This is a genomic window from Streptomyces sp. NPDC050732, from assembly GCF_040654255.1.
GTDB lineage: Bacteria > Actinomycetota > Actinomycetes > Streptomycetales > Streptomycetaceae > Streptomyces.
The window spans coordinates 1-25298 of sequence record NZ_JBFAHP010000064.1 but is presented as its reverse complement, the minus strand read 5'-3'; the positions used below and the strand labels follow the sequence as shown (position 1 = coordinate 25298).

Sequence of the window (25298 nt, the reverse complement as noted above, 5' to 3'; positions counted from 1 at the left end):
CCGGCACGCCCTCCCCCAAGCTCTCGGCTGCGCTCGAGCAGGGGGGACCCCCATGCCGCACGGCGCCCCAGGACAGGTGGCTCCGCCACATGACCGGAGACGCCGCACGCCGATCGCACGCACCGAACGCCGCTGCGCCCGCGCTCCGCGCGAACGACGGGGGTTCAAAGACAGGCTCTCACGCCCCGTCGTCCGCCGACCAAGGGCGGAGCCAGCGCGGGTCGGGAGTGTCGCCGGAGCGTACGAAACGGACGTCGACGGAGAGGCGCATGGCGTCCGTCGCCGTGTCCAGGGACGCGTGGATGACGCGCGGCAGGTGCACCATGACGTCGCCCGCCGCGAAATCGGCCCACAGCCAGCGGCGGCCGAGCGTGCGGGCGGTCAGCTCCAGGTCGTGGCAGATCTGCCGGCGGTCACCGGGCCGGTCGGTCACGTCGCGCAGCGGGGCGTACTCCTCGGGCGGCAGCCGGTGGGAACCCTCCAGGTAGACCAGGGCGCCGGTGCGCGGCGGGCAGTCGCCGACGGGGATCCAGCAGGTGACGACGCGCGGGGAGCCCTGGTCCATGTAGTCGAAGTCGACGTGGGCGCGGGAGGCGCGCCGCGTGCCCCGGTGGAAGTGGCGCAGGATGCGGCGCGGCAGCATCTCCGCGTCGGCGTCGAGGAGTTGGGCGGCGAGGGCGGAGAGGACGGGGTCGGCGACGAAGCGGTCGAAGTGAGGGGAGCGCACGAACGCGTACGCCGGGTGCCCCGCCACCCCGTACTCCGGAACGCCCTCGGGCACCCGCCCGGAGAACACCCCGTCCTCGGCGCCGCTGCCCGGTGCGAGGAGGCCCGGCGGGAAGTGCGAGAAGTACGCGCCCCGCAGCCGCAGCACCTCCGCACGGTCGAGCAGACCGGGCAGATACAGATAGCCGTCCGCGTGCAGCCGTTCCCGCAGCGCGCCGGGGTCCCTCGGCGCCAGCAGGTCCGCGCTGGGGCGCAGGGGGCCGAAGAGCTCCGGCGTGAAGGGTATGGGTACGCCGTTCGACGACAGGTTCACGATGCGTGTCCCTCGATCCCTCGGTCGGTGACCGGCCGGTGGACCGGTCAGTAGACGCCTTCCACCGCCTCGTCGGCGGCCCCGGCCTCGCGGAAGGGCCGCACGGCGGCGACCCCGTCCCAGGGGAACCACGGGTGCGGCCCCGTCCTGACCGCGCTGTCCCGCTCCAGGAGATTGGGCAGGAAAAGGTCCTCCAGGAGCGTCGTGGCGCGTACGCGGCCCCGCTGTCCGACCTCGACCTCGCGCCACGGGTCGGCCGGGTCGACGACCGTCAGCACGGCGAAGGGCGGCGGCAGATGGTAGGAGTGCCCGGTGCCGCCCGGCACGTCCGGCGCGCCCGCCACCGCGCCCGCCGCCGCGTCGGCCTGGAGCGCGTGGCCGACCAGCGTGTTGCCGTAGGTGTCGATCCACTGCACCCCCGGCAGATGCTCCTCGCGCAGGAACTCGGCCTCGGCGGCGCTGCACGAGGTGCCCCCGGTGCACACGGCACGAATGCCGTACGTGTGCAGGGGGCGGGGCAGCCGCATCGCAAGCTCGACGAGCAGCCGCGAGGTCGTGAAGAGCAGCGCGGGGCGTTCGGCGGCCAGCAGGGCGAGCGTCTGGTCGATCAGGTGCGCGGTGTAGGCGCCGGCCTCGCCGCCCGAGCGCAGGGCGGCCTTCACCCAGCGCGGATCGAAGTCGATGGCGTGCACGGCACCCCGCCAGCTGTCGGCCAGACCCTCCACGAAGTGCCCGTAGGCGTGCGGCCCGCTCGGCGTCATCGCGAGCACGTCCCCGCCGGCCACGCCGCGCGCCTCCAGGACGGTCCGGTAGACCTCCACGTCGTACGCGAGGCGCGTGACGTTGACGATCCGGCAGGGAGCGCCCGTACTGCCACCGGTCTCAAAGACCCGGAAGGGGCGGTCGCGGTAGCCGCGCGGCCGCAGGTCGCGGGCGTGCGCGGCGCGCAGCTCGGCCTTGTCGAAGAGGCCGAAGCGCGTCAGGTCGGCGAAGCCGCCGATGTCCTCGACCGGGTCGAAGCCGAGCTTGCCGCGCCGCGTGACCCAGAAGGGGCTGCCGGTCTCCGGGGCGAAGTGCCAGCGCATCATGCGGCGCGTCCACGTGTCGAGGTCCACTCCGAGCTCGGGGACGCGCTCGCGCAGCGTGTCGGACAGGGTGCCGAAGGCGGTGGTCATACGGGGCCTCGCTTCACCGGGCGGTACACGAACAGGGAGGCGGCGGTGATGGCCCGCACGGCCTCGGGGGAGGCGCTCAGGACGGCGGCGGAGGGGAAGGAGACCTCGTGGCCGATCAGCGGATGGGAAGGGGTGCTGTGCGTGAAGTGGCGCGCAAGCAAGGTGAGTTGGGGCAGCGCGTACACGTCGTTCGCCGCACTGGTCAGTACGGGCGGCCGGCGGGTCAGGACGCGGTCGCCGGGGCGGAGGCGGTCGCGGACGGCGCGTGCCGCGTGCTCCGCCGCGCCCGGTTCGCGGAAGGCCGTCAGGGGCCAGGCGCCGTCCGGGGGCAGGGCGTCGAGGGCGGCGGCCAGCGCGGGGGCGAGCTGCTGTGCCGCGCCGGGTTCCTCGCACACGACAGTGTGTACGTTGCTGCAGAACCGCCCCGAGTCCGCCGCCACCAAGGGCAGCAGCCACGCCACCGCCTCGTCGGCCGGCATCCCTCGCGGCACCAGCGCGCAGCCCCGGCCGGGGCCGTGCAGAGTGAGCGCGGGGGAAGCGCGGAGCGTCGCGGCGAGTCCGGCACCGCCGTAGACGACGTGCCGGTCGGTGAGCCGCAACAGCCCTGGCAACGCGCGCTGTTCGGCGGGGTACAGGCCGATGCGGGCCGGGGGCCAGCCGACCGCGAGCAGCGCGGCGACGAGCCGGGCCGCGGAGAGCGGTTCGCGGCGGCTCGGCCGCAGCCACACGCCCGCAGAGCGCTCGGCCTGGTCGCAGACGGACTCCAGGCAGGTGAAGGTGTTGCCCGGCAGTGCGACGAGGGCGAGCCGCCCGTCGGGCTCGGGTGGGTCACCGCGCTTCAGGAGGTGGTCCCGCAGCATCGCGCACCACCGGTCGACCAGCGGGCCCGGCAGCCCCGCGCTCTCCCACAGTGCCGTACGGAAGTCCTCGGCGCTCTGCTCACCGACGCCTCCCACGGTGACGGTGCCGCTGCCGAACAACTCCAGGGCTTCGAGCAGTAGTTGGCGGCGTCCGGTGAGGAGGGGCAGGGCGGGCAGGGTGCTGTCCCACCACCGCCGGTCCGCGTCGGCGACGATCTCCGGGACCAGGGCGAGTTCCCGCCCCGCGGGGCCGGGCAGGGGAGCCCGGTCCAGGGAAGTCCGCCACTCGCCCCGGCGGAACGCGCGGAGCACGGCGGTCACGGCAGCTCGCTGCGGAGCGCGGCGACCACACGTAGCTGATCGGCCTCCGTGAGGGACGGGTACAGCGGCAGGGCGATGTGGTGCCGTGCGAACCAGCGGGCCCGATGGAAGGGGCCGTCCGCGGCGTCCTGCCGACGCTGCGACGCGAATTGGGGGTGGTCGCACAGCAGATGGTCGTAGACCTCGCCCGCCAGGGACACGCCGTGCCGCTTCCGGAGCCGCTTCTTCAGGAGCGGGCGGTCCAGCGGCGCGTCGGGGTGCAAGTAGGCGAGGTACTTGTAGTAGTTGCTGCCCGCCGCCGCGGGCACGGTGTGCGGCCGGACCCCGGGCACGTCGGCGAGCAGCGCGTCGTACCGGGCGGCGAGCGCACGGCGTGCGGCGAGGGTGCGGGAGAAGCGCTCCAGGTCCACCGTGCCGACGGCGGCGTGCAGTTCGCTCAGCCGCCAGTTGCCGCCGGGCCGGTCGTGCAGCGTGGAGCCCGGGGCGCTCTTTCCGTGGTCGCGCCAGCGCCGCACCTGCTCCAGGTCGGCCGCCGACGCGGCGGACAGCAGCCCGCCCTCACCGCTGATCGCGACCTTCGTCGGGAAGAAGGAGAAGGCGCCGAACCGGCCGAAGCCACCGGCCGGGCGCCGGTCGAGCGTGGCGCCGAAGGCGTGCGCGGCGTCCTCCACGACGGGGATGCCGCGCTGCTCGCACTGCGCGAGCAGCGCGTCGAGCGAGGGGGCGACGATGCCGCCGATGTGCACCGGCAGGACGGCGGCGGTGTCGGGGTGCCGGTCGAGGGCGGCACGCAGGGCGTCCGGGTCCATGCCGAGGCCGTCGAGCTCGATGTCGACGAAGCGCACGGCCGCCCCGGCGCGCACGGCGGCGGCCGCCGTCGCGAAGAACGTGTTGACCGGCACGAGCACCGTGCGGCCCGCCACCCCGATGACGCGCAGCGCGATCTCCAGGGCCGCCGAGCCGGAGGCGACCGCTGCCGCGTCCGCGCCGGTCCAGGGGCGGGCGAGCTCCTCGAAGCGGGCCACCTGCGGGCCCTGCGTGAGGATGCCCGAGGCGAGCGCGGCGTCGACCCGGTCGAGCACGGCGCGCCGCTCGGACACCTCGAAGTGAATGCGCTGGGCCGGGACTTGGGGACCCCGGGCGGCAGGCTCGGCGAGCGTGCGGGTGAAGAAGTCCGCCGCGTGGCCGACGTGCGTGCCGTGCCCCATGGGGAGCCCGTGGACCTCCGCCTCGGCCCCGGCGGCCGCGTACGCCTCGCGGACCGTGTCCGCCGCCGCGCGCGCGTCGGCGGGTTCCAGGTAGGAGTCGGCCGTGCCGTACTGGAGCTGGAGCGGCGCCGGGGCGAGGGCGCCGTACAGGTCGGGCAGGTCGGCGTACTCCAGGATGCCGGGGAGCACGGCCCCCTCGTGGCCGGTCAACAGCCGTTCGTACAGGGCCTGGTAGCTGCCGACATGACTGGCCGCGCAGAGCGGGACGCCCTCGCGCCCGCAGAGCAGCGCGGTGTGCAGGGCGACGGCCGCGCCGAGGCTGTGGCCGAACAGGCCGACGCGGCGCGGGTCGACGAGCGGGTGGGCGGTGAGGACGTCGAGCGCGCCCAGGGCGTCACCGGTGAGGGCACCGAGCAGGGAGCGTCCTGTGAGGGCGAATGCGTGGGCGAGCAGCGTCCCTTCGTCCCGTCCTGCCCGGCGCCCGGCGTCCAGGGCGCCGCCGATGCCGTGGTCGAAGGAGAGCGTGACGAAACCGGCGTGCGCCAGCTGCTCGGCGACGTTGCGGTCGGGGTGGTCGGGGGGTACGTCGCCGGTGAGCTGGTCCAGGCGGGCGTTCTTGCCGCCGAGGACGAGGACGGCGGGTCCGGGCGGGGCGGTCGGCGCGGCGTCCGTCGGTGCGAGAAGGGTGCCGTGAAAGGAGCTGCGAACGGACGATTCGAGCAGGAGCCGCTCGCGGTGCAGACCGTCACGCACGGAGACGGTCGTCTCGGCGATGGTGAGCGGGGCCCGTTCGACACGGGCCAGCCGCTCGACGACGGCTCGCACCCGGCGGGCCCGCACGGCGTGCTCCTCGGCACTCTTGTCGTGGCTCTTGTCGTGGCTCTTCTCGTGGCTCTTCGAGTGGCGCAGGGCGGGCTCGGCGGCGAGGAGCCCGCGGAGGTGACGTAGCTGCATGCGCCCGGCTCAGACGAAGTCGCCGTGCAGGGTGCTCGGCACTTCCAGCGCGTAGGCGTCCAGCGCCTCGTCGAGTTTGATCTGGCCGCGTTTGAGGAGTTCCAGGAGCTCGTTCTGCGGGCGGTAGAAGCACGACTTGCACAGGTCGGTCCTGCGCGGGTTGGAGGCTTCCCACTCGGCGCGCGGTCCGCCCTCCAATACTTCCCCGTATCCCTGTTCGACGACATTGCCGATCAGATAGCGGCTGTTGAGATGCACCTGCGGGCACGGATAGAGATTTCCGTCGGCGCCGACGGCCGTGACGAAACGGCTGTAGTGGCAGCGCTCGAAGTCGCCCTCGACCTCTTCCACCTGGTCCATCGGGCCGCGGTCCAGTTTCGGCACGGACACTTCGAAGGCGTCCGTGGAGAGCGTGGCGGCGTGGCGGAGGGATTCGGAGATCTCCGGCAGCACGGATTCGATGGTCTCGTGGCCGAGCGCGCTGTAGAACTCGGGCTCGAAACGCACGTAATGCGCGCCGGACTCCCGGGCGATGCGGGCCGCCTCCACGATCTCGCGGTAGTTCTGCAGGGTGATGACGTAGTTGAAGCCGATGCGGAAGTCCGGGGCGGCGGCGTTCTCCCGCAGCCTGCCGACCGAGCCGATGAACTTCGAGAACGTCTGCTCACGGTCCCGCGTGATGTCGTCGAAGGTGGCTTCCGTGCCGGCGTTCAGTCCGATGCGGACCCAGGTGTGCGTCTCGGCGACACAGTCGGCGACCTTCGGCCGGCCGAGGCGCGAGCCGTTGGTGATCAGCCCGATGCGCAGTCCGGCCGCGTGTCCGGCGCGGCAGATCTCCGCGTACCCGGGGTGGATGGTGCACTCGCCGCTGCCGCAGAACGTGACGGCGCGCCCTTCGTTCGCGGCGAATTCGCGGAGCAGCGTGACCGCCTTCTCGGTGGCGATCGAGTCCTTGAACGAGAACAGGTCGTAGAACTGCTCTTCGTTGGGCGAGTGGAAGTTGCAGAAATTGCACCGCATATTGCAGGCGCCCATGATGCCGATCCGCATGTGGACCGGCTTGATCTCCTCGCCCGCGACGAAGCGTTGCAGCAATTCGCCGTGCGCGAGGACCTTCTGCGGCGAATGGGCCTGGTCGAGACTGACGATCGGCAGGCCTTCTGGATTCCGGGGGGCCGCCATTCCGATGTCGCCGGTACCAGCCTTGCCGTCCACAGCTTTGCTGTCCACGAGCCCCCCACGCATGATCGATGTGCGGTGTGGTTCTTCGAGCGGTGCTGGGGACATTAGGGAGCCGCACAAAGGCTGTCAATGGGTCTAGACAACCCGATGGTTGATGGCGGAATCAGGCACGCCGGTCTGTCGGAAGAGCCGCCCGACGTGGTAATCGAGGACGCCTCGCACCTCGGTCAGGGAGCGCCGGCCGTGCACCACGTCCATGCCGAGTCCCGTCGCGCCCGACACCAGCAGATCCGCCTCGTGGCGCGGATCCAGGCCGACGGCGGTGGTGCCCGCCGCCGCGCCCGCCGTGATGAGATCCGCGACGAGCTTCTCCAGCGGCTGCTCGTCGTGCAGGAAGACCGCCGCGAGCTCCGGGTCGGTGAGGCTGCGGGCGTAGTAGGCGGCGAACACCCGCAGCGCGTCGGCCCGTTGGGCGTCAAGAGGCAGAAACTCGTCAAGTACGGCACGCAACAGGGTGCGTGGGTCCGAGGGGTCCGCGGGCATCCGGGAGCGTGCGCCGCGCTCGTTGTCCTCGTGCAGCAGGCGCAGGGCGAAGACGAGGAGGTGGTGCTTGCTGTCGAAGTGGTACTGCACGACACGCAGGGAGACCCCCGCCTCGGCCGCGATCTCGCGCATGCTCGCCGCGTCCAGGCCCCGCTCGGCGGCGATGCGCCACACGGCCTCGGCGATCAGGCGGCGCCTGCGCGCCCGTGTCTCCGAGGGCCGGGCCCGCGCCTCGGCGGGGACGGGTACGGGAGGGTTCTTGCGGCGGCGGTAGGCCCGGGCCTGGCAGCTCCGCGAGCAGTAGACGGCGGGCCGGCCGCGCCGCCCGGCGGGCAGCGCGGCGCCGCACATCCGGCACCCCGGCACACTCTTTTCGTCACGCACGCTCTCCATCGTAGGCCGTGAAAAGTGTGACGTAATAGCAGGTCGGGGGCGGTGCGGGAGGCTTTTCGGCTCGCCGTCGCTGATACGTTCGTAACGTGAAATACGACATCCTGCAGATTCTCGGTGCCGTACTGACGGTCGCCTTCGGCCAAGGCGCGATCCGGCTCCTGATGGACCACGACAACTCCGGCCTTCTCGGGTGGCTGCCCGGCGGCTTCACCGTGCTGATCATCGTGTACGTCGCGCTGACCGCCGTCGGCGTCCTGCTCGCGGGCCGGTCCCACGCGCGGGCGAAGGAGCTCGGGCGCCGCGGCTAGCGGGAGAGACAGCCGCGGGGTCAGCGTGACTGGAGCGACTCGGTGATCGTGGTCGTCACGGCGGTCTTCTCGATGCCGAGGCCCGAGAGCGGGCCCGTGCCGTCCTCGTGCTCCAGGAGCGCCAGCAACAGGTGTTCCGTGCCGACATAGTTGTGCCCGAGCCGCAGCGCCTCGCGGAAGGTCAGCTCAAGCACCTTGCGCGACGCGGCGTCGTACGGAACGAGGGCCGGCACTTCGGCGGCCGGCGCGGGCAGCGCCTCGACGGCCGCGGCGCGCACGTCGTCCAGGCAGACGCCCTGCGTGGTGATCGCCCGGGGGCCCACCGCGGCCGGCTCGCTGAGCAGGCCCAGAAGCAGGTGCTCGGTGCGGATCTCGGCGTGCCGCGCGGTCTTGGCCTCCTCGTGCGCGGCCATCAGCGTCTTCTTGGCGCGCTCGGTGAAGCGGCTGAAGCCCTGGCTGGGGTCGAGGTCCGACGGCTCGCCCTGCTTCTTGGGGACGAACCGCTTCTGGGCCGCCTGCCGGGTGACGCCCATGCTCCGGCCGATGTCGGTCCACGAAGCGCCCGAGCGCCGGGCCTGGTCCACGAAGTGGCCGATGAGGTGGTCGGCGATGTCGCCGAGGTGATCGGCGGCGATCACCGCGTCGGAGAGCTGGTCGAGGGCGTCCGTGTGGACCTTCTTGATGGCCTCGATGAGGTCGTCGAGGCGGACCGGGGGAGGAGGTGTGGTGCCGTCGGGAAGCGTCATGCGGCAACCGTAGGTTGACACTCTGAGGGTGTCAACCTGTGGTTGTCACCGCGTGGGGGCGGCGAGGCGGAGGGGTGAACTCCCTTGCTGCGCGCCTGAGTCCAGATGTCCGGCACGGCGGACGCCCACACCCCGCCGGCCCGCACTGTGGTGCCCGCGACCATGGGAGGGGCCGCCCCCGTCTCTCTAGCGTTCCGGGCATGACGAGCGAACACTTCACGGGTCGTACCGTCCTCGTGACCGGGGGCGGGAGCGGCATCGGGCGGGCCTGCGCCGAGGCGTTCGCCGCCGCCGGTGCCCTGGTCCACGTCGTCGACGTCGACGCGGAGTCGGCCAAGGCGGTGGCCGGCGCCGTCGGCGGCGTCCCGCACGGCGTGGACCTCACCGACGCGGACGCGATCCCGGGCCTGCCCGCCGCCGTCGACATCCTGGTCAACAGCGCGGGAACCCAGCACGTCGCCCCCATCGAGGAGTTCGACCCCGCCCGCTTCGAACTGATCCAGCGCCTGATGGTCACCGCGCCCTTCCTGCTGCTGAGGCACTGCCTGCCGCACATGTACCGGCGGCGCTGGGGCCGGGTGGTGAACATCTCCAGCGTGCACGGAGTGCGGGCCAGCCCCTTCAAGTCCGCGTACGTCGCCGCCAAGCACGGCCTGGAGGGGCTCAGCAAGGTCGCCGCCCTGGAAGGCGCAGCGCACGGCGTCACCAGCAACTGCGTCAACCCCGGCTACGTCCGTACGCCGCTGGTCGAGGGCCAGATCGCCGACCAGGCCGCCGTGCACGGCGTCGCTCCGCAGGACGTCGTCACGGATGTCCTGCTCGACCGGTCCGCGATCAAGCGGCTCATCGAGCCGTCGGAGGTCGCCGCCGTCGCCCGCTGGCTCTGCGGACCGGACACGGGGTACGTCACCGGAGCCTCGCTCGCCGTGGACGGTGGCTGGGGGGCGAGCTGACAGCCCCTGAAACGGCACAGGTTCCGAGCCCCCCGGACTGCCCGAGGAAAACCCTGGGTTCGGCCGCCGGCCGAAGTGGTTGAACAGCGGAACCAACGGTTCACGCGCCCCGCGTTCGAGGGCGTACGCCCCGTCCGCCCCGCCCACCACGGAGATCCCGGTCGCCCACCCCGGCCCCCGGCCCCGGACCCCAGGGTTTTCACGGTCGCCCCCGCCCGTGTACGGGTCCATGGTGTACTCACGGTCGCGGAGCCGCGGCGGACCTGAAAACACCGAATCGGGGGGAAGAGCCGGTGACCGGACGTACTACGGGGGTGTACGCACGGGTGGTCCGCTCAGGATCGGGGGAGCGACCGTCGCGAGGGCGGGGGACGGGGGTGCCCGACGGCACCCCCGCTCGGGTGCGGGACATCTTCAGGATCGGGCGCACTCCACTGCCGCGAGTGCGGCTCTGGGGTGCCGGACGGCGGCGTGAAGTGGGCCTGGTACTCGTACAGTTCAGCCCCGACGGCCCGGTCGACGACCGGACCGCCTACGCCCTCGTCGGGGGCACGGGCACGGACGCCGGGCGAAGCGAGTGCCCGAGGGCGGACGGCCGATGAAGCCCGCCGAAGAAGCCCTCGGAGAGACCATGGCCACCGGAGCGGCCGAGATTCATCGTGCAGCCGAGGTTCATCGGGCGGCCGGAGTTCACCGAGCGGCCGGCACCGTCCTGGTGGTCGGCAGCGGCGCCCAGGAGTACCGCGAGCACCTGCTGAGGTCGGCCGCGCTCCGCGCCGACCTCTGGCTGCTCGACGCGGCGGCCCCCACCTGGCAGGCCCCGCACCTCACGGGGTCGACCGAGCTCGACCCCGGGGACCCGCACGCCCTGATCCGCGCGGCCCGCGCCGTCGCCGAGGTCAGGAAGGTGCGCGGCGTCCTCTGCCACGAGGAGGCGCTGATCCTGCCCGCGGCCCGGCTCGCCGAGGCCCTCGACGTGCCGGGGCCGTCCCTGACCGCCGTGCGCAACTGCCGCGACAAGCACCGCACCCGCGCCCTGCTGCGCGACGCCGGGCTCCCGCAGCCCCGGCACGCCGTGGTCGCCGACCTCGCGGAGGCGGCCGCTGCGGCCGAGTGGATCGGCTACCCCGTGGTGGTCAAGCCCCGCGGCCTCGGCTCCGGCAGAGGTGTCGCACTGGTCCGCTCGGCAGCGGAACTCAGGGGCCTGTTCGCCGAGGCGCGGGCGGCGCACTGGCCGGGCGTCCCGACGTACCGCGTGGGCATCCTCGTCGAGGAGTACCTGGACGGGCCCGAGATCAGTGTCGACGGCGTGGTCCACGAAGGCCGCTACACGCCCCTCTTCCTCGCCCGCAGGCTCTCCGGCAAGGAGGGCGCCCTCTCCCCGTACTTCGAGGAGACCGGCCACCTGGTGAGCGCCGGCGACCCGCTCCTCGACGACCCGGCGCTGCGCTGGGTGCTCGCCAAGACCCACCGCGTGCTCGGCGTCACCGACACCATGACGCACGCCCAAGTGCGCCTGACCGCGCGGGGGTTCGTCGTCGTCGAGGTCAACGGACGGCTCGGCGGCGACCTCATCCCGTACCTCGGTCACCTGGCGACGGGCATCGACCCGGGCCTGGTCGCCGTGGACGCCGCCCTGCGCGTTCCGCCCCGCCTCACGCCCGACAGGTCCCGCACCGCCGGCATCCGGTTCCTCCACCCGCAGGAGCACTGCCGGGTGGAACACGTGACCGTACCCGAGGCCGACGCGGCCAAGGGACTGCTGCGGGCCGTGGCCCTCGCGGCGCCCGGCGACGAGCGCGGGATGCCGCCTTTGGACCATCTCCAGCGGTACGCCTATGTCCTGTGCGAGGCTGGCACGCCCGCCGAATGCGCCGCCCGCCTGGACGCGGCGGCCGACCGAGTGCGCCTGTCCGCACGCCCGTTGACCATGGCGCCGGACGAACGAGCCGCTTCGTGAGACCCGAGACATCCGCGAAATCCGTGAGATCCGTGAGAGAAGAGCCGACATCAGAGAAGAGATGACGAACAGCGAGCCCGGCGCGGACGGCGACACCGGCACCGGCACCAGCACCGGCACCGGCACCGACTGGTACGAGCAGTCGGGCGTGCGCAGCGGCCCCCACCGCACCGTGGTGGGCCCCCTGGACCCCGCGACCAGGCTCTTCCCGCCCCACCTGGTGCCGTACTGGAGCCACCCGCTGGTCCGTGCCCTCCCCGACCGGCGCCGCCACGAACTCCTGGCCCGGCACCTCTACCACTACCTCACGTTCACGGCCCACTTCGAGACCCGCGTGGTCAACCGCGCCACCGAGCGCATAGCGGACGGCCGCGCCGGGCTCGCGCTGCCCGCGTCGGTGCGCCTGGACGCGTACCGCATCTACTGCGACGAGGGCTACCACGCCCTCTTCAGCCTCGACCTCGTCGAGCAGCTCGCCGAGGCGACCGGCATCCCGCCGCTGCCCTACGCCTTCGACCCGTTCCTGCGCCAGCTCGACGGCATAGGCTCGGAACTCCTGCCGGGAGAGCCGCTGTTGGCGCAGCTGCTCCAGGTCGTCGTCTTCGAGACGCTCGTCACGCCGGCCCTGAACGAAGTCCCTGGAGACCGTTCGGTGCTGCCCGTCGTGCGTGACGTCGTCCGCGACCACGCGCGGGACGAGGACCACCACCACGTCTACTTCTCCCGCTTCTTCGAACGGCTGTGGGGCGACCTGCCGACGCCGCTCAAGCGGCGCGCGGCCCGCTGTCTGCCCGAGCTGATCATCGCCGGCGTCACGCCCGACCTGCGGCCGGTGGGCGCCGCGCTGACCGTCGCGGGGCTCCGTGCCGACGCCGTGCGGCAGGTCATCGCGGACAGTTACCGCACCCGGCGGAGCGGGGACGCGCTCCGGTCCGCCGCGATCCACACCGTCCGGCTCTTCCGGGACGCCGGGGCCCTCGAACTCCCCGGCGCCGCCGAGGCGTTCGCCGCGGCGGGCCTGCTCCCCGGCCCGGCTGCCCCGCCGTCATCGCCCGCACCACCCAGGGAACCGTGACCGGCGGCACGGTACGCAGGCGCTCAGACCCCCGAGACCTCCGAGGCCTGGGCGAGCAGCCGGACCAGCTGCGCCCTGCGGTGCACCCCGTCGAGCTTGCGGTAGATGTTGCTCAGGTGGAACTCGACGGTCTTGACGCTCAGGAAGAGCCGCTCCGCCACCTCGTGGTTCGTGAGGCCCCGGCCGACCACCAGCGCGACCTGCAGCTCCTGCGGCGTCAGCCGCTCCAGCGGCGCCCGCTCCGGGCGCACTTCGGTGCCGCCCGCGGCGTGCAGCTCGGCCGCCACCCGCGCCGCCCACCCGGCGGCGCCGAGCCGCTCGAACGTGGCGAGTGCCCGCTCCAGGAGGCGCCGTGCCTCGCTGCGCCTGCCCTGCCTGCGCAGCTGCTCGGCCCAGGCGAATTCGGTCCGCCCGCGCTCGAAGGGCACCGGGCGCTCGGCGAGCAGTGCCAGGGAGCGCCTCATGTGCCGCGACGCCGTCTCCGGGTCGCCCGGTTCGAGCAGTCCGCGGCAGCGGGCCGCCGCCCCCGCGGTGACGGGCCGGTGGCCGCGTCCCGCCTCGTACTCCAGGACGTCGAGGACCTCGCGCGCCTCGTCGGTCCTGTGCAGGTGGACGTACGCGTCCGCGAGGTCGGCCGCCCACGTCAGATACAGGCCGTCGCCCCGCCCGTGCCGCTGGGAGAAGGCCCGCACCTCCTCCAGGTGGTGCACGGCCTCCTCGAAGCGGCCGAGGCCCAGCTCCAGGAGGCCGAGTCCGCCGAGCGCCCGTGCCGCGTCCATCTGCAGCTCGGTGGAGGCGGCCCACTCCATGGCCTGCGCGGCGTGCCGCCGGCAGTCCTCCTCGCGGTTCAGGACGGCCTCGGTCTTGACCAGGGCGGCGAGTCCGCGCGACACCTCGATCAGCTGGCCGCTGGCCTCGGCGAGCCGCACCGCCTCGTCGGCGTGGGCGAGCGACGTCGTCCAGCGGCCCCGCCAGAACTCGACGACCGACAGCGTGCACAGGAGGTGCGAGAGCAGCCCCACGGCGCTGGAGCTCCGCGCGGTGTACGCGGCCCGGTCCAGCATGCTGTGCGCCTCGTCGAGTTCCTCGGCGGCGAGGTGGCACAGGCCGCCCACCCCGGCGAGCGGGTAGGGGAAGGTCGGGTCGGGCGAGGCGAGGGGTTCCGCCAGCTCGCGCAGGAGCGCGCGGCCCGCCTCCGCGTCGCCGCCGAGCAGCAGGACCAGGGTGCGCAGGAGCCGTACGGGCAGCAGCGTCTCGTGCGCGGAGTCGGCGAGGGCCATCGCCGCGGCCGAGGTGCCGCGGGCCGCGGTGAGGTCGCCGACGGCGAGCTCGGTGAGGGCGATGCCGCCGAGCATGATCGCGGCGAGCGCCGGGTCGACCTTCTCCGCCTCGTCGACGGCGGACCTCAGCAGCTCGCGCGAGCGGGTCGGACGGCCGCGCTGCACGTCCAGGTAGCAGCGGAGCTGCCGGATGTCGAGCTGGGTGCCGAGCTGTTCGGCGTGCTCCAGGGCGCGGTCCAGGATCGTGGCCGCCTCGTTCAGCGACCCGGCCGCCTGGGAGGCGCGGGCCGCGCACAGCAGCCGCTCCGCCTTGTGCTGCCCCGCCGGGGTGAAGCGCGCGGCCCGCTCGTACAGCCGTGAGGCGAGCGGGTACGCGAGGGTTTCGGGGGCTCCGGATGCGGCGTTCTCCAGGAGGGACGCCACGTGTTCGTCCGGCTCGGCGCCCGAGGCGGCCAGGTGCCAGGCGTACTGCTCCAGGGCGGGGGCGGTCGCTCCTTGCAGGGAGCGGGCGATGGCGTGGTGGGCGCGGCGCCTGCGCACGGGTGTCGCGCCGTGGTAGACCGCCGACCGGACCAGCGGGTGCCGGAAGGCGTAGCCGTCGCGTTCCTCGACGACCAGGCCGGCTTCCTCGGCGGCTTCCAGGGATTCGTAACTGAGTCCGTGTGCCCGCAGTGCCGCCTCGGTGCCCGCGAGCGGCCGGGTGCCGAGGACGGCAAGCAGCAGCATGGCGTCCTGTGCCTCCGAGGGCAGCCGGGCCACGGCGCTGCCGAAGGTGTGGGCCAGCATCTCGCCGATGGGCAGGGGCGCTCCGGAGCCTTCGCCGTCGTCGTCCCCGGCGCCGCTGCCCGCCAGCAGGGCGGGGAGTTCGATGAGGGCGAGGGGGTTGCCGCGCGCCTCCGCGAGGAGCCGGGCCGCCTCCTGCTCGGTGAGTTCGGCGGTGCCTTCCTCGGCCATCAGCCGGTGCGCGGACTCGGGATCGAGGCCGGTGAGGGTGAACGTCTCGACGGAGGCGAGCCGGGACACGGCCTCCTCCGATTCGTCGCGTGCGGTGAACAGCACGACGACGCCCTCGCGGCCCAGCCTGCGGGTGGCGAAGGCGAGCGCGTCCAGGGAGTACGGGTCGAGCCAGTGCGCGTCGTCGACGGTGACCAGGACCGGGCCGTCCTCGGCGAGCGCGCCGAGCAGGCTGAGCGTGCCCGCGGCCACCGCGAACCGGTCCTGGGCGACGGCGGGTCCGAGCGCGAGCGCGCCGGTGAGCGCGGCGGCCTGCCGCTCCGGTATGCGGTCGAGGAAGTGCAGGACGGGCCGGAGCAGATCGGCGAGGCCCACATACGGCAGGTCGGACTCGACCTCGACGCCGCGGGTGCCGAGCCGCAGCAGGTCGTCTGCCTGCTCGGCGACGTAGCCCACGAGGCTGGTCTTGCCGATGCCGGCTTCGCCGCGGATGAGCAGGGCGCCGCTCTCGCCCCCGCGTGCCTTGTCGATGAGAGCGAGAAGACGAGCGCATTCCGCGGAACGCCCCAGGAGCATGCGTAAAGCGTACCGGCGGTACATGACTTCGGAGAGGCGTGGAAGGGGACGTTTCTTTTCTTGTCGGGCCGCGCCTCTGTCAACCGTCGCCGCCCCTCGCTACCCTCCGCGCATGATTCCCACGGTGGTCTGGGGCACCGGCAATGTCGGCCGTGCGGCCCTTCGCGCCGTCGAGGCCCATCCTGATCTGACGCTCGCGGCCGTGCTGGTGCACAACCCCGCGAAGGCCGGCCGCGACGCGGGCGAACTGGCGGGACTCGGGCGGAAGTTGGGTGTGGCGGCCTCGGACGACGTCGGGGCGGTCCTCGCCGCCCGGCCGCGCGCCGTGGTGTACGCGGCCTCCGGCGATCTGCGCCCCGACGACGCGCTCGCCGATGTCGTCAGGGCAGTGCGGGCCGGAGCCGTGGTGGTCACTCCCGCGCTGTACGCGCTCTACGACCGCCTCGGCGCACCGGCGGAGTTCCGGGATCCGGTGCTCGCGGCCGTCGCGGAGGGCGGCGGCTCGCTCTTCGTCTCCGGCGTGGACCCCGGCTGGGCCAACGACGTCCTGCCGCTCCTGGTGAGCGGCCTCGGGTCCACCGTCGACGCCATCCGCTGCCAGGAGATCTTCGACTACTCGACGTACGACCAGGAGGACTCGGTCCGCCATCTGATCGGCATGGGGCATCCGATGGAGTACGAGCCGCCGATGCTGGCGCCCTCGGTCCCGACGATGGTGTGGGGCGGGCAGATCAGGCTGATGGCGCGAGCGCTTGGCGTACAACTCGACGAGGTGGACGAGACGTTGGAGCGCCGCCCGCTCGACGAGGCGGTGCGCACGCGGACGATGGGCGATTTCGCCGCGGGCACCCAGGGGGCCGTGCGCTTCGAGGTGCGGGGCATCGTCGAGGGCGAACCGCGCATCGTCATCGAGCACGTCACCCGCATCCACCCGTCCTGCGCGCGGGACTGGCCGAGCCCGCCCGACGGGGGCGACGGCGCCCACCGTGTGATCGTCGAGGGCCGTCCGCGTGTGGAGGTGACGGTCGAGGCCACCGACGAGGACGAGAACCGTTCGGCGGGCGGCAACGCCACGGCGGTGGGCCGCCTGGTGAACGCCGTCGACTGGCTCGTGAACGCCGAACCGGGTCTCTACGACGCGCTCGACGTCCCGTTGCGCCCGGCAGCCGGCCGACTGGGAAGGAAGTGACCCGTGAGCGGACCCCTGCGCATCGACATCCCCGAGGGCCAGGACGCGATCCCCTACGTGTGGGGCGACATGGTGCCCGGGATAGGGGCGGCCGCGTCGAACTTCTCACTCGCCGTGTACGCCCATACGACCCTGGGGCTGCGGGAGTTCGAGGCCGCGCGCCTTCGCATTGCCCAGATCAACGGCTGTGTGTTCTGCCTGGACTGGCGCACCGAGCGCGACGGACGGAAGGTCGAGGACGGCTTCGCCGACGCGGTGACCCAGTGGCGCACCACCGACGCCTTCGACGACCGCACGAGGCTGGCCGCGGAGTACGCCGAACGGTACGCCCTGGACCACCACAACCTCGACGACGTGTTCTGGGCGCGGATGACCGCGCACTACAGCCAGGCCGAGATCGTGGAGCTGAGCATGAGCATCGGGTCGTGGCTCGCCTTCGGCCGGCTCAATCACGTGCTCGGCCTCGACACGGTGTGCGTGCTGCCTACAGGTCGACAGCGATGATCTTCTCGATGTTCCGTTCGGCGAGCGCAGTGATGGTGACGAACGGGTTGACGCTGGTGTTGCCGGGAATCAGGGCGCCGTCGATGACGTAGAGCCCCGGATGGCCGTGCAGACGACCGTAGTTGTCGGTTGCCTTGCCGAGTACCGCCCCTCCGAGCGGGTGGTACGTGAGGTGGTCGCCCCAGATCTTGTACGTGCCGAAGAGGTCGGTCCGGTAGATCGTCCCCTCCTTGGCGTTGATCTTGTCGAAGATGGTCTTGGCCGCGTCGATCGACGGCTGTTTCCAGGCGGTCTGCCAGTTCAGTTCGGCCCGGTTCGCGGCGGGGTTCCAGGTGAAGTCGGCGCGGTGCGGGTTCTTGGTGATCGACAGGTAGAACGAGGCGTACGTCTCGATGCCGGTGGGCAGCGGCGCGACCTCGGTGAAGGCGCCGCCCGCGGCCCAGTTGTCGATGCCGGCCGTGGGGATGGACGACTGGAGCTTCCCTGTCGCGTCCCACATGTGGTTGGCGCGGCCGCACATGACGTTTCCGTTGTCGCCCCAGCCCCTGCCGATCTCGCCGTTGAGGCGGGGCAGGGCGCCGGTGGCCTTCAGCTTGACCAGGAGCTTGCTGGTGCCGACGCTGCCGGCGGCGAAGAAGACGCGGTCGGCGGTGACGGACGTGGTGGCGGTGGTGTCACCGCTGGTGCTGATCCGGTCGATGGTGACGGTGTAGCCGCCGCCGGCCGCCGGGGCGACCGAGGTGACCTTGTGCAGCGGGGAGACGGTGACCCGCCCGGTCGCCCTGGCGCGGGCCAGGTAGGTCTGCTGCAGGGACTTCTTGCCGTGGTTGTTGCCGTAGAGGATCTCGCCCGCGAGCGCGGACTTCGGGACGGTGCCCGCGGCCTCCTTCTTCATGTAGTCCCAGTCGTAGACGTCGGGCACGAAGACGAACCCGAAGCCGGAGCGCTGTGCGTGCTTGCGGCCGACCCGGGCGTACTGATAGCACTCGGCCGTCTCGAACCAGTCGGGGTCGATGGTGCTCACGCCGAGGGCGGCGTTGGCACGCGGGTAGTACGTGCCGTACATCTCGCCCGCGTCGACCGTGGGCAGGACGGCGGCGAAGTTCTCGCGCCGGGGCGTGACCGCCATGCCGCCGTTGACGAGCGAGCCGCCGCCGACGCCGCGGCCCTGGTAGACGGTGATGCCGCCGAACTCCTCGGCGTCCAGGATGCCGGTGTGGCGGGGGACGTTCTTGTCGAGCGGGAAGCCGAGGAAGTTGCTGAGGGGCTGCTTCGTCCTGGTGCGCAGCCAGTAGGAACGGATGTCCGGGCTCGTGGTGTTGGCGAATATCTTGCCGTCGGAGCCCGCGGTGTCCCAGGCCATGCCCATCTCGACCATGTGCACGTCGACGCCCGCCTCGGCGAGCCGCAGGGCGGCCACGGAGCCGCCGTACCCGGTGCCGATCACCAGGGCGGGGACGCGGGCGGCGTCGACCGCGCGGGCCGGCACGGCGTGGCCCGCGAGCGCGACGGCACCAAGAATAGAACCTGTTCCTGCAAGAAATTTTCGGCGTGACACCCCATCAGATAGCGTTCTGGGCTTGGGTGTAGTGCTCATGTGACCTTCCTCACTCTTGGCTGAATCGAAACGAGTTCTACTGCGGGCCGCAGTGGAAGTCACGCCATACCTAAAAGTAACTTCTGTCCGATCTTGCCCCCCCTCGTGTCGGCCGCTCACACCACCGGCGGCACAACCATGGTGCTCCGCCATATACGCCACTGATCTGCGGTTTCCTACCTTGTGCCGGTACGGAAGCGTCCCCGCGGAATGACTGGAAGTGGTGCACATGGCCTCGCAAGGAACCGCCCCACCCGCCCGCACCGGAATCGTCCGGATCGTGGCGGCGAGCCTCGTCGGCACCACCATCGAGTGGTACGACTTCTTCCTCTACGGCTCGGCGGCCGCGCTGGTCTTCAACAGCCTCTTCTTCCCGTCGAGCGACCCCCTGGTCGGCACGCTGCTCTCGTTCCTCACCTACGCGGTGGGCTTCGCGGCACGCCCCCTCGGCGGCCTCGTCTTCGGACACTACGGCGACCGGCTGGGCCGCAAGAAGCTGCTCGTCATCAGCCTGCTGATGATGGGCGGCGCCACCTTCGCGATGGGCCTCCTCCCCACCCACGCGACCATCGGCGTCGGCGCGCCCGTCCTGCTCACCGTGTTGCGCCTCGTGCAGGGCTTCGCCCTCGGCGGCGAGTGGGGCGGCGCCGTCCTCCTCGTCTCCGAGCACGGCGGCGACAGGAACCGCGGCTTCTGGGCCTCCTGGCCGCAGGCCGGCGCGCCCGGCGGCAACCTGCTGGCCACCGGAGTGCTCGCGCTGCTCGCCGCCGTCCAGTCCGAGGAAGCCTTCCTCGCCTGGGGCTGGCGCGTGCCCTTCCTGCTCTCCGGCGTACTCGTGATGATCGGCCTGTGGATCCGCATCTCCGTCAGCGAGTCACCGGTCTTCCTGGCGGCGCAGGAGAAGGCGGCGGCCGCCGAGGCAGCGGGGGAGCGGGAGAAGCCGCCCGTGGTCGAGGTGTTCCGCAAGAGCCGGCGCGAGGTGCTCACCGCCATCGGCGTCCGCTTCGGCGAGAACATCTCCTACTACATCCTCACGGCCTTCGTCCTCGTCTACGTCACCGTCCACCTCGACCTGCCCAAGAGCGACGCCCTCAACGCGGTGCTCATCGGCTCCGCGTTCCACTTCGTCACCATCCCCCTGTGGGGCGCGCTCTCCGACCGCGTCGGGCGCCGCCCGGTCACCCTGATCGGCGCCCTCGGCATGGCCGGCTGGGCCTTCGCCTTCTTCGCGCTCGTCGACTCCCGCTCCTTCCCCGTCATCGCGCTCGCCGTCACCGTCGGGCTGCTCTTCCACGGCGCGATGTACGGGCCCCAGGCCGCGTTCATCTCCGAGATGTTCGACACCAAGGTCCGCTACTCCGGCGCCTCGATGGGCTCCCAGCTCGCCTCCATCATCGGCGGGGCGCTCGCCCCGATCATCGCCGTGGAGCTCCTCAGGGACTACGACTCGGCGCTGCCCGTCGCCCTCTACATGTCCGCCGCCGCCCTCGTCACCGCGGTGACCGTGCGCTTCGCCAGGGAGACCAGGGGACGGGACCTGGCCGCGGACGAGACCGGCGGGCCCGCCCCGCACCCGCTGCCCGAGCGCGAGGACTCCGTACCGCTCGGCGGCTGACCCCCCGCCGCCACGGCCCGACCCCGGATACGCGGCAGGGGCAGCCGCTCCCGCGCATCCGGGTCCAGGCCATCGACCGCACCCACCCCGCCGGGAGACCATCGCCCCATGCTCCCCACCACCGAGGGCGCGGACCACGCCGAACCCCGGGCGGGCCTGCGCACCCTCCTCGACCTCCTCGACCGGGGCGCGCCCGCCGAGGAGTTCGCGCGCCCCGCGGCCCGCGCCCGCGAGGCAGGCGCCGCACCCGGCGACCTCGCCGCACTCGACGAGGCCACCGACGTCGCGCTCCGCATCCACCGCACCCTGGGCACGCACCGCCGCCGCGAGGCCGAACTGACCGCCCTCTTCGACACCGCGAGCGACCTCGCCGCGCTCCGCGACCCGGACGCCGTCCTGCGCGCCATCGTGCGCCGCGCCAAACTGCTCCTCGGTACGGACGTCACATACCTCTCGCTCAACGACGAGGCGGCGGGCGACACCTACATGCGGGTGACCGACGGCAGTGTCGCCGCCGCCTTCCAGCAGCTGCGGCTCGGCATGGGCGAGGGGCTCGGCGGCCTCGTCGCCCAGACCGCCCGCCCCTACGTCACCGGCGACTACCAACAGGACCCCCGCTTCCACCACACCGACGCCATCGACAGCGCCGTCCTCCAAGAGGGGCTGCGAGCCATCCTCGGCGTACCGCTGCGCCTCGGCGCGCGCGTCATCGGAGTGCTGTACGCCGCCGACCGCGCCGCCCGCGAGTTCGCCACCGAGGAGATCGTGCTGCTCTCCTCCCTCGCCGACCACGCCGCCATCGCCATCGACGGCGCCCGCCTCCTGGAGGAGACCCGCGCCGCGCTCGTCGACCTCAACGCCGCCACCGAGACCATCCGCGCCCACAGCAGGGCCATGCGCCGCGCCGAGCAGGCCCACGACCAGCTCACCGACCTCGTGCTGCGCGGCGGCGGCGCCGAGGAGGTCGCCGACGGCATCGCGGCCCTCCTCGACGGCGGCGTCCTCATCCACGACGCCGACGGCGTCGAACTCGCCCGCACCGGCACCGGGCCCCTGCCACCGCCCGCCCCCGCCGTGGCCGCCTCGCGCGCCAGCGGCCGCGCCGTCCCGCAGGACGGCACCTGGGTGTGCGCGGTCCTCGCGGGACCCGAACTCCTCGGCAGCATCGCCCTGACCGGCCGCGCCGAACTCGCCGACACCGACCGGCGGTTGTTCGAGCGGGCGGGCGTCGTCACCGCGCTGCTCCTGATGCTGCGCCGGTCCGTCGCCGAGACCGAGGACCGGGTGCGCGGCGAGCTCCTAGGCGACCTGCTCGCCCCCTCCGGCGACCCGGCCGCCCTGGCGAGCCGCGCCCGCCGCCTCGGTGTCCGGCTCGACCGCCCGCACGCGGTGTTCGTCGCCCACACCGAGAGCGCTCCCCGGCCCCGGCTGCTCGCCGCCGCGCACCGCACCGCCCGCACCCACAGCGGCCTGGCCGGACTGCACCACGACGACGTCGTCATCGTGACCCCCGCCGAGACCCCGGGCACCGACGCCCCGACGCTCGCCGCCACCCTGGGCCACTCCGTGGGCGCCCCGGTCACCGTGGGCGCCGCGGGCCCCGCCGCCGGACCCGCCGGGCTGCCCGCCGCCCACGCCGAGGCCCTGCGCTGCCTCTCCGCGCTGCGGGCGCTCGGCCACACCGGGCACGGCGCGGCCCTCGCGGACCTCGGCTTCGTCGGCCTGCTCATCGGCGAACAGGCCGACCTCGGCGGCTACGTCCGGGCCACGCTCGGCCCCGTCCTCGACTACGACGCCGAACGCGGCACGGAGTTGGTGCGCACCCTGGAGGCGTACTTCGGCAAGGACCGCAGCCTCACCAAGGCCAAGACGGCCCTGCACGTCCACGTGAACACGGTCGTGCAGCGGCTGGAACGCGTGGCGCGGCTCCTCGGCGACGACTGGAACACGCCCGCCCGCACCCTGGAGATCCAACTGGCCCTGCGACTGCACCGGTTGACACCGCCGGAGTGAGTGACGGGGTGAGTGCCGGGGTGAGTGCCGGGCCGACTTGTCACAGCCGCGACTGTTGGATCCGTCATACAAGCGACCTACCCTGGAACCGCCTGAAAGGGAGTCGCATGAGCGGACGCATCGAGATCGAGCGCACCGGCACCAATGCACGACCTGCACGGCCCACCAAAGGGGAGCGGGTCGCCGACTGGGCGGACGGACGGCTCGGCATCCACACCCTGGCCAAGAGCCAGATGCGCAAGATCTTTCCCGACCACTGGTCGTTCATGTTCGGGGAGATCTGCCTCTACAGCTTCATCATCCTGATCCTCACCGGCACCTATCTGACCCTCTTCTTCGACCCGAGCATGTCCGAGGTCGCCTACGACGGGCCGTACGTGCCGCTCAAGGGGCTCATGGTGTCCCGGGCGTACGAATCCACGGTGGACATCAGCATGGAGGTGCGCGGCGGCCTGCTGATCCGGCAGATCCACCACTGGGCCGCGCTCGTCTTCGTCGCAGGGATGCTCGTGCACATGATGCGGGTGTTCTTCACCGGGGCGTACCGCAAGCCGCGCGAACTCAACTGGCTGTTCGGCTGGACCCTGCTGTTCCTCGGCATCCTCACCGGCCTGACCGGCTACTCGCTCCCCGACGACATGCTCTCCGGCACCGGCATCCGCTTCATGCAGGGCGCCATCCTCTCCGTCCCCGTCGTGGGGACGTACCTCTCCTTCTTCCTGTTCGGCGGGGAGTTCCCGGGGGAGGACATCATCCCGCGGTTCTACCCGATCCACGTGCTGCTGCTCCCGGGCATCATGCTGGGGCTCGTCGTCGCCCACCTGATCCTGGTCTTCTACCACAAGCACACCCAGTTCGCCGGGCCCGGCAGGACCGAGAAGAACGTCGTCGGCGCGCCGTTGCTGCCCGTCTACATCGCCAAGGCGGGCGGCTTCTTCTTCCTCGTCTTCGGCGTGCTCGCGTTCATGGGCGCGGTCGCCTCCATCAACCCGGTCTGGGCGATCGGCCCCTACCGCCCCGACCTGGTCTCCACCGGCGCTCAACCCGACTGGTACCTCGGCTTCTCCGAGGGGCTGATCCGGGTGATGCCCGCCTGGGAGATCAACGCCTGGGGACACACGCTCAACCTGGGCGTCTTCATCCCCTTCTCGCTCTTCCCGCTCATCCTCCTGGCGATCGGCGTCTATCCGTTCATCGAGGCGTGGATCAAGGGCGACAAGCGGGAGCACCACATCGCGGACCGGCCGCGCAACGCGCCGGTGCGCACCGGTCTCGGCGTCGCCTGGCTCGCGCTGTTCGGCGTGCTGATGATCGGCGGCGGCAACGACATCTGGGCCACCCACTTCCACCTCTCCATCAACGCGCTCACCTGGTTCGTGCGGATCGGCTCCTTCGTCGTGCCCGTCCTCGCGTTCGTCGTCACCCACCGCATCTGCCTCGGGCTGCAGCGCAGGGACCACGAGAAGGTGCTGCACGGCCGGGAGACCGGCACCATCAAACGCCTCCCGCACGGCGAGTACGTCGAGATCCACGAACCGCTCACGCAGGCCGAGCTGTTCCGCCTGACCGCCCACGAACAGCCCGTGCCCTACCGGATCGGCCCGGTCGTCGACGCCAACGGAGTGATCCGCAAGGTGCGCGTCTCCGAACGCCTCCGCGCCCGCCTGGCCCGCGCCATGTACGGCCCCAAGGCACAGGTGCCGAAGGCGACACCGGAGGAGTACCTCGCGATCCAGCGGGGGGAGGACGATCACCACCGGCTCGGTTAGCCTCACACGGTGATGGCATCCGAGAAGACTCCCCAGCTGCTCGCGATCAGCGACCTGCACGTGGCGTACGCGGAGAACAGGAAGTACGTCGAGACCATCCGGCCCCACACCGACGAGGACTGGCTGATCGTCGCCGGTGACGTCGCCGAGCGCATGGCCGACATCGAGTGGGCGCTGCGCACGCTCGCCGGCCGCTTCGCCAAGGTGGTGTGGTCACCGGGCAACCACGAACTGTGGACGCCGAAGGACGACCCGGTCCAGCTCCGCGGCGAGGAGCGGTACCAGCACCTGGTCGCGCTCTGCCGCGAGTTGGGGGTCGTCACCCCCGAGGACCCCTACCCCGTGTGGCGCGGCCCGGGCGGCCCGGTCCTGGTCGCCCCGCTCTTCCTCCTCTACGACTACACTTTCCGCCCCGAGGGCACGCACACCAAGGAGCAGGCGCTGGAGGTCGCCCACGAGGCGGGCGTCGTCTGCACCGACGAGTACTTCCTGCACCCCGACCCGTACGCCACCCGCGACGACTGGTCCCGCGCCCGCGTCAAGCACACCGAGGAGCGGCTCGCCGAGCGGCCCGCGGGCATGCCCACGATCCTGATCAACCACTGGCCGCTGATCCGCGAACCCCTGCGGATCCTGCGCTACCCCGAGTTCGCCCTGTGGTGCGGCACCGAGCGCACCGCCGACTGGCACGTGAAGTACGAGGCGGCCGCCGTCGTCTACGGCCACCTGCACATCCCGCGCACCACCGTGCACGACGGGGTGCCGCACATCGAGGCGTCCGTCGGCTACCCGCGGGAGTGGCGCAGGGACTTCCATCCCGATCCGCATCTGCGGCAGATCCTGCCGGTGCCGCCCACCGAAGCCTGACGGGCGGCTCCGGAAGGCTCTCAGAGCCTGTCTTTGAACCCCCGCCTGCGCCCCGACGCTCGGCACGCACCCTCGCCGCACGGCGTCCCCGGACAGGTGGCTCCGCCACATGACCGGAGACGCCGCACGCGATCGCACGCTTCCCCAAGCTCTCGGCTCCGCTTGAGCAGGGGAGGCCCCAATCCGCCGCTGCGCCCGCGCTCCGCGCGAACGACGG

The 25298-nt window shown here is 72.4% G+C and carries 19 protein-coding genes; 10 read left to right on the top strand and 9 right to left on the bottom strand.

The annotated features are described in order from the left end of the window. Positions 1–178: 178 nt before the first annotated feature. From AB0H82_RS35805 to AB0H82_RS35780, 6 genes are all read right to left on the bottom strand, one after another. On the bottom strand, positions 179–1039 hold the full coding sequence (locus AB0H82_RS35805; protein WP_362999718.1) for a phytanoyl-CoA dioxygenase family protein: 861 nt from the start codon (positions 1037–1039) through the stop codon (positions 179–181). Between the two features lie 47 nt (positions 1040–1086). Next, complete coding sequence (locus tag AB0H82_RS35800; RefSeq protein ID WP_362999717.1) at positions 1087–2214, bottom strand: hypothetical protein; 1128 nt, start codon at positions 2212–2214, stop codon at positions 1087–1089. Beyond that, positions 2211–3395, bottom strand: a complete 1185-nt coding sequence (locus tag AB0H82_RS35795; protein WP_362999716.1) for a hypothetical protein — start codon at positions 3393–3395, stop codon at positions 2211–2213. The genes AB0H82_RS35800 and AB0H82_RS35795 overlap by 4 nt, the downstream gene beginning before the upstream one ends. Next, positions 3392–5557 carry a DegT/DnrJ/EryC1/StrS family aminotransferase gene (locus tag AB0H82_RS35790; RefSeq protein WP_362999715.1) on the bottom strand — a complete coding sequence of 722 codons (2166 nt, stop codon included), beginning with the start codon at positions 5555–5557 and terminating at the stop codon, positions 3392–3394. The genes AB0H82_RS35795 and AB0H82_RS35790 overlap by 4 nt, the downstream gene beginning before the upstream one ends. Positions 5558–5566: 9 nt before the next feature. Continuing rightward, positions 5567–6787, bottom strand: coding sequence for a radical SAM protein (locus AB0H82_RS35785; protein ID WP_362999714.1), 1221 nt, complete (start codon positions 6785–6787; stop codon positions 5567–5569). 87 nt (positions 6788–6874) lie between these two features. Further along, on the bottom strand, positions 6875–7666 hold the full coding sequence (locus AB0H82_RS35780) for a TetR/AcrR family transcriptional regulator (RefSeq protein ID WP_362999713.1): 792 nt from the start codon (positions 7664–7666) through the stop codon (positions 6875–6877). A gap of 95 nt (positions 7667–7761) precedes the next feature. Between AB0H82_RS35780 and AB0H82_RS35775 the strand changes: the two genes are divergently transcribed. Continuing rightward, positions 7762–7983: a hypothetical protein gene (locus tag AB0H82_RS35775; protein WP_362999712.1), complete on the top strand. Its 222-nt coding sequence runs from the start codon at positions 7762–7764 to the stop codon at positions 7981–7983. A gap of 20 nt (positions 7984–8003) precedes the next feature. Here the strand turns inward: AB0H82_RS35775 and AB0H82_RS35770 are convergent, their stop codons facing one another. Further along, the gene (locus AB0H82_RS35770) at positions 8004–8729 is read right to left on the bottom strand and encodes a Clp protease N-terminal domain-containing protein (protein WP_362999711.1); all 726 of its coding nucleotides are present in this window, start codon (positions 8727–8729) and stop codon (positions 8004–8006) included. Positions 8730–8929: 200 nt separating this feature from the next. Between AB0H82_RS35770 and AB0H82_RS35765 the strand changes: the two genes are divergently transcribed. The 3 genes from AB0H82_RS35765 (at position 8930) to AB0H82_RS35755 (ending at position 12717) form a co-directional block, all read left to right on the top strand. Then, the gene (locus tag AB0H82_RS35765) at positions 8930–9682 is read left to right on the top strand and encodes a 3-hydroxybutyrate dehydrogenase (RefSeq protein ID WP_362999710.1); all 753 of its coding nucleotides are present in this window, start codon (positions 8930–8932) and stop codon (positions 9680–9682) included. Between the two features lie 631 nt (positions 9683–10313). Then, positions 10314–11642 (top strand): ATP-grasp domain-containing protein, encoded by a 1329-nt coding sequence (locus AB0H82_RS35760; RefSeq protein ID WP_362999709.1) that lies wholly within the window; start codon positions 10314–10316, stop codon positions 11640–11642. A 61-nt stretch (positions 11643–11703) separates the two neighbouring features. Next, positions 11704–12717: a diiron oxygenase gene (locus AB0H82_RS35755; protein ID WP_362999708.1), complete on the top strand. Its 1014-nt coding sequence runs from the start codon at positions 11704–11706 to the stop codon at positions 12715–12717. A gap of 23 nt (positions 12718–12740) precedes the next feature. On the opposite strand, the gene AB0H82_RS35750 is transcribed toward AB0H82_RS35755, so the two are convergent. Then, positions 12741–15527 (bottom strand): AAA family ATPase, encoded by a 2787-nt coding sequence (locus AB0H82_RS35750; protein WP_362999707.1) that lies wholly within the window; start codon positions 15525–15527, stop codon positions 12741–12743. A 112-nt stretch (positions 15528–15639) separates the two neighbouring features. On the opposite strand from AB0H82_RS35750, the gene AB0H82_RS35745 reads away from it, so the two are divergent. Both AB0H82_RS35745 and AB0H82_RS35740 read left to right on the top strand, forming a co-directional pair. Further along, positions 15640–16716, top strand: coding sequence for a dihydrodipicolinate reductase (locus tag AB0H82_RS35745; RefSeq protein ID WP_362999706.1), 1077 nt, complete (start codon positions 15640–15642; stop codon positions 16714–16716). A 15-nt stretch (positions 16717–16731) separates the two neighbouring features. Beyond that, a complete protein-coding gene (locus AB0H82_RS35740) occupies positions 16732–17220 on the top strand; it encodes a carboxymuconolactone decarboxylase family protein (protein WP_362999719.1) in 489 nt (162 codons plus the stop codon). On the opposite strand, the gene AB0H82_RS35735 is transcribed toward AB0H82_RS35740, so the two are convergent. Beyond that, positions 17201–18817 (bottom strand): GMC oxidoreductase, encoded by a 1617-nt coding sequence (locus tag AB0H82_RS35735; protein ID WP_362999705.1) that lies wholly within the window; start codon positions 18815–18817, stop codon positions 17201–17203. The genes AB0H82_RS35740 and AB0H82_RS35735 overlap by 20 nt on opposite strands. Before the next feature lie 229 nt (positions 18818–19046). On the opposite strand from AB0H82_RS35735, the gene AB0H82_RS35730 reads away from it, so the two are divergent. The 4 genes from AB0H82_RS35730 (at position 19047) to AB0H82_RS35715 (ending at position 25081) form a co-directional block, all read left to right on the top strand. Further along, positions 19047–20432 (top strand): MFS transporter, encoded by a 1386-nt coding sequence (locus tag AB0H82_RS35730; RefSeq protein ID WP_362999704.1) that lies wholly within the window; start codon positions 19047–19049, stop codon positions 20430–20432. Between the two features lie 108 nt (positions 20433–20540). Further along, complete coding sequence (locus AB0H82_RS35725) at positions 20541–22445, top strand: GAF domain-containing protein (protein ID WP_362999703.1); 1905 nt, start codon at positions 20541–20543, stop codon at positions 22443–22445. Positions 22446–22552: 107 nt separating this feature from the next. Continuing rightward, positions 22553–24214, top strand: a complete 1662-nt coding sequence (locus AB0H82_RS35720; RefSeq protein WP_362999702.1) for a cytochrome bc complex cytochrome b subunit — start codon at positions 22553–22555, stop codon at positions 24212–24214. A 12-nt stretch (positions 24215–24226) separates the two neighbouring features. Further along, on the top strand, positions 24227–25081 hold the full coding sequence (locus tag AB0H82_RS35715) for a metallophosphoesterase (protein WP_362999701.1): 855 nt from the start codon (positions 24227–24229) through the stop codon (positions 25079–25081). The last annotated feature ends 217 nt before the right edge of the window (positions 25082–25298 follow it).